The organism is Bacteroidales bacterium, from assembly GCA_018334875.1.
Lineage (GTDB): Bacteria > Bacteroidota > Bacteroidia > Bacteroidales > UBA12077 > JAGXLC01.
On record JAGXLC010000327.1, the window covers coordinates 1 to 4,508 of the forward strand.

The 4,508-nt window shown below is 43.5% G+C and carries 5 protein-coding genes; 3 read left to right on the forward strand and 2 right to left on the reverse strand.

The features are described 5' to 3' along the window. Together KGY70_17480 and KGY70_17485 are read right to left on the reverse strand one after the other, a co-directional pair. On the reverse strand, positions 1 to 223 hold a 223-nt coding region (locus KGY70_17480; GenBank protein ID MBS3776993.1), incomplete at its 3' end, for a hypothetical protein. 209 nt (positions 224 to 432) lie between these two features. Continuing rightward, positions 433 to 609, reverse strand: coding sequence for a hypothetical protein (locus tag KGY70_17485; GenBank protein ID MBS3776994.1), 177 nt, complete (start codon positions 607 to 609; stop codon positions 433 to 435). 551 nt (positions 610 to 1,160) lie between these two features. Here KGY70_17485 and KGY70_17490 point away from each other — a divergent pair. From KGY70_17490 to KGY70_17500, 3 genes are all read left to right on the forward strand, one after another. Next, positions 1,161 to 2,900: a glucosaminidase domain-containing protein gene (locus KGY70_17490; protein MBS3776995.1), complete on the forward strand. Its 1,740-nt coding sequence runs from the start codon at positions 1,161 to 1,163 to the stop codon at positions 2,898 to 2,900. A gap of 65 nt (positions 2,901 to 2,965) precedes the next feature. Next, positions 2,966 to 4,033, forward strand: coding sequence for a polysaccharide deacetylase family protein (locus KGY70_17495; protein MBS3776996.1), 1,068 nt, complete (start codon positions 2,966 to 2,968; stop codon positions 4,031 to 4,033). Between the two features lie 24 nt (positions 4,034 to 4,057). Next, the coding region (locus KGY70_17500) for a hypothetical protein (protein ID MBS3776997.1) at positions 4,058 to 4,508 on the forward strand (451 nt) is incomplete at its 3' end.

Consider the following 4,508-nt stretch of genomic DNA (forward strand, 5'->3'; position numbering starts at 1 on the left):
TATTGGTGGAAGTGGATGACAGCGACAAAGCGGTAATGAATGTAAATAGTTTGGCCAGAAGCAGGATCATCAATGCACCCCAAAGACCGGCATTGCCTACTACAACATCATATCGGAGAAACAGGATGACCCCCAGAATGGTTAATACACTTGGGGTGAAAACGCCTCCAAAAGTTCCGAATTTTTTTCTTTTACTCTTTTGTGTCTCCTGATCTTTCGCCATAGAATATCTGATGAAACGTCCATGACAAAATAATCATTAATATCACAAAAGGAAATGATTATTTTGTCATGGTAAGTTACATAAGGCCAAAATATTAAATAAAATATAATCTTATGAAACCTGCATCCAAGAACTTACACAACAAGGACATGATTATTTCATGCAGGTTCCATACGGCCAAATCATTAAATAAAAGATAAGCGTATGAATCATTCAAGTTCTCTTAGTTTCTCTATGGTCTCGTCATATCCCTTTGCAGTATGATCTTCCACCTGATCCATGCCGGACCTGTTGAATGAGGATAAATCAGGCTGAACCAACAAATCGGCCTCTTTGGTCTGTAATTTTGCCGGGGCCTGTAAGATAAAATGAAAACTATTCATCATGGCATCAACAATGTGATCAGGCCTTTCATTTGTGCAATAAACCTCTATATTTTGTTTCCTTTTCCTTTGACATAAAATTATTTATGACGAGAATGTACTATGAAAAATAGTGAAAATTTTATTATAAAGGTCAAATTTTCAGGTAAAATATATTGCCCTTCATTCATTTTTTATGTATATTATCTTTGGGTATTATACAATTAAGTTATGCAAGATTATGAACAAAACACCAAAAAGTGACTTTAATGCAATGCTTTTTATGGAATAAAAATAATAAAATCATGCAGATACCTAATGAACAAGATTTTAATATGGCACTTCATATGTTATTATCAGAGTTGTTGGACCTGGAAGCAAGTACCTATTAATTTACTACCGGGCATCCCCGAAGTCTAATGGCTGAGCTTTTACAGAGGCCGCGTTGAGAAAAGAGGATAAAAATCAATTTTTAGGTATAATAAAATATCTCATTTTCAGTTTTATGCCATAAAACAATTTATAACCCTTTGCCATCCCTCCATGCTGGGGAAATATTAAAAACTTATGATATTATGATGATCCGCAAACTCCTGTTTTTCCTTATCATTACCCCATTGCTATTCAGCTGCTCGAATGATTCAAACCAGCATGCCTATGAAGGCTTCTCAGAAGATGAATTGCAATTTATTGCCCGCTATGACCATGAGCTGTTGAATACCATCGCGCGCAAAACCATCTCGGTACAAGAGAAATCTGTAGAATCTGCCGATGAAATAGAGATCATAAAGCAGAAACAGGTGAAACCCCTGGTATACAACCAACTGCTTTCCACCCGCTACATGGAAAAAAACCATCAGAAAAATGTTTTTATTGCCCAAATCCTGCCGCAGGTACTCATTACCAAATTTTACCTCGATCAGCAACGTCAGGTACTGGAAATGCTGATGTCTGAGGATTCAACGATTGAAGATATTGATCATGACGAGAGACAGGCTTTCATTGAACAGCAGATGAAAAAGCACGGGGTGGAAACAGTCGGAGCACTGATGGATCAACTGACAACACATCCTACCAGCATCATACTTGCACAGGCCGCCATCGAGTCAAACTGGGGAAGTACCAGAAGTTACGAAAAAGCCAACAATCCCTTTCAGATACGATCCATTAACTCCTCGGAGCCCCGCTTAGAGACCTTTGGCAAAGACAGCGCCATCACTTACCTGAAAAAATATGAGCATCTGCCAGCTTCCATTGTAGATTACTTCAGAAACATCAACCGTTCGGATCGCCTGGCTGATTTTCGCGAGCAACGGCAAACCATTTCCGATCCCTTCAAGCTGGTGCAATACCTTGAAAGTTACCAGCCGGCATACGGAGAAAAATACATCCAGCTGCTAACCAATGTAATCCGCAGAAATGATCTGACCCGCTATGATTCCTATGAGATCGACTCTACCTACATCAATATCCTAACCAAAGATGAGATCCGCTCTATCATTGAGGATCAAACCAAAAGAGAGCGAAACATAGTATCTTCCGATTCAGACCGCATCAAAAAGATTCAGTCGAGAAGCGTGGACATACAGTATACAGCGATCGATTCCCCCGCATCCATTGTTGACGTGAACAGCAAATATGTTGTTCCTTACGTATATACCAATGTCATCGACCTGAAGTATCTGCCTTTAGAGGAGAGAAAGGAGAAATTTATAGATATGTTGCTGCCGTCGGTATTAACTGCCGCCTATGGAATCAAACAAACCCGGCAGCGGATAACCACCATTCAGGAGAGAATGGCACGGGATAAACCCATATCGGAGGAAGACAGTGTGTTTCTAACGAAACAGCTCAAAGACTGGAGGGCGGAGAATACGGAAGAACTGTTGAAAGAGAAAATGATCACCCGGCCCATCAGCATCATGCTGGCGCAAGCGGCCCTGGAAACAGGCTGGGGCAGCTCCCGGTTTTTTATAGCAGCCAATAATGTTTTTGGTGTCTGGTCCTTCGATCCCAATGAATCAAGGATCCGGGCCCTGGGAACAAGAGATGGCACACCCGTATATGTGAAAAAATACGGGGATCTGTCCAGCAGCATCATCGATTATTACAAGGTGATCGCCAAAGGCCCTTATGATGAATACCGCCAGGCAAGAAAAAGAACCCGTGACCCCTACGTTTTGGTAGAATATCTGTTCCGGTACAGTGAAATGGGCCAGGAATATATCAACCGCCTGAAAACGGTGATGCGGAAGTCGAATTTGGTTAAGTACGACAACTATCAGCTGGATCCCTCCTACATTAAAGTCGAATGATATATGAAGGAATAATCCCTCTCTTTTCCAATAACCTGAAAATTTATCATGTAATAATTTGCCCTATGCATATATCCTTGATCAACATACTCTCCACAGCAATTTTTTTAGCCGCAGGTTTATTCCTGCCAACGAACCGGGCACAGGCACAAGACACCCATCAAGATAATGTCAATTTCTTTGTTTATCATCGGTTTGGCGAAGATGACATACCCTCCACCAACATTTCTGCTGAGATCTTCAGGGAACACCTGCGTTTTTTGCATGAGAACGATTATACAGTATTAACAATGGGTGAGGCAGTGGAAAAGCTCAGATCACATCATAATATACCTGAAAAAACGGCGGTTCTAACCGTGGATGACGGATATAAGTCATTTAAAACGGTGGCTGTTCCGCTTCTGGAAAAATACGGTTTTAAGGCCACGGTTTTTGTCTGTACCGATTATGTAGGGAAAAACAGTTATCTATCGTGGGATGATATACGATCATTGCGGAAAAAGGGATTTGAATTTGGCAATCACTCCCATTCCCACGATCATTTTCTGAATTATTCCGACCCCAACACCCGGGCGCAGTTCAAGCAAGACCTGGATAAGTCGGAGGAGATATTCGAGCGGAAGATTGGAGACCAACCGGGTCTGTACTGCTATCCCTACGGAGAATACAACCCGGACATGCAGGATATATTGAAGCGCAGAGGGTATCAGGCAGCTGCAGCCCAGAAATCGGGCGTCGTATCTGAAGGAAGCGATCTGTATGCCCTGCCCCGGTTCCCGATGACGTCAACCTATGGTGAAACAGGGAAATTCAAGACAAAAGCCCGGATGAAGGCCCTGCCCGTCATAAAAGAGATACCGGCCAACCCGGAAATAAAGGATACCAACCCACCCCGGTTGACCCTTCATATTAGCCCGGGCAAGATCAATCCGGATAACATCCAGTGTTTCGTTAACGGACGAAGAACATGTAAAATATCCCGGCAGGATGGCGCCACACTGGTTCTCACCATCCAGGCCCGTGAACCACTCCGAACCCGCAGAGCCTTGTATACGATCACGGCTCCCTCGAAATCGGGCGACCGGTGGCATTGGTTCAGCCATTTATGGGTGAACACCCAATACGGGGAATAAGGCCGGGTTTTAAAGATATTGTGTATGAATCATGGAAAGTATACCATCATTGGAGTATATGAGGAGTCCAGGAAAACCCTCTTGAAGCCGGCAGCCTATTTCTCTGAGATGGAAACCAGCGCGGGATGGGGAGAACCCATCTATAAGGTTTTTGTTTACGGGTTGGTCTCCGGGCTGTTTATATTGCTGTGGAGCTTTTTGGACATCATAGGGGTTACCGAAGGTGTCTTAAGCGGAGACGTGGGGGTGATCGGATTCTTCAGCACCATCATCGGGGCGCTTGTGGGTACTTTCATTGGTGCTTTTGTGATCCTTCTGGTCTCATCCCTTTGTGACGGCCGTACGCATTTTGAATCGGCCTTTCTTATTGCGGCAGCCCTCATGGTGCTTCTGCCCCTCAATGCTTTCCTGGGTTTCTTTGATGGGATCGCCTATGTGCCGGGAGCAGTGATCAGCCTGGGAGTAAACCTGTATG

Coding starts and splice junctions, on each gene's coding strand:
- KGY70_17485 (MBS3776994.1), bottom strand. CDS start 609: ATGATGAATAGTTTTCATTTTATCTTACAGGCCCCGGCAAAATTACAG.
- KGY70_17490 (MBS3776995.1), top strand. CDS start 1,161: ATGATGATCCGCAAACTCCTGTTTTTCCTTATCATTACCCCATTGCTA.
- KGY70_17495 (MBS3776996.1), top strand. CDS start 2,966: ATGCATATATCCTTGATCAACATACTCTCCACAGCAATTTTTTTAGCC.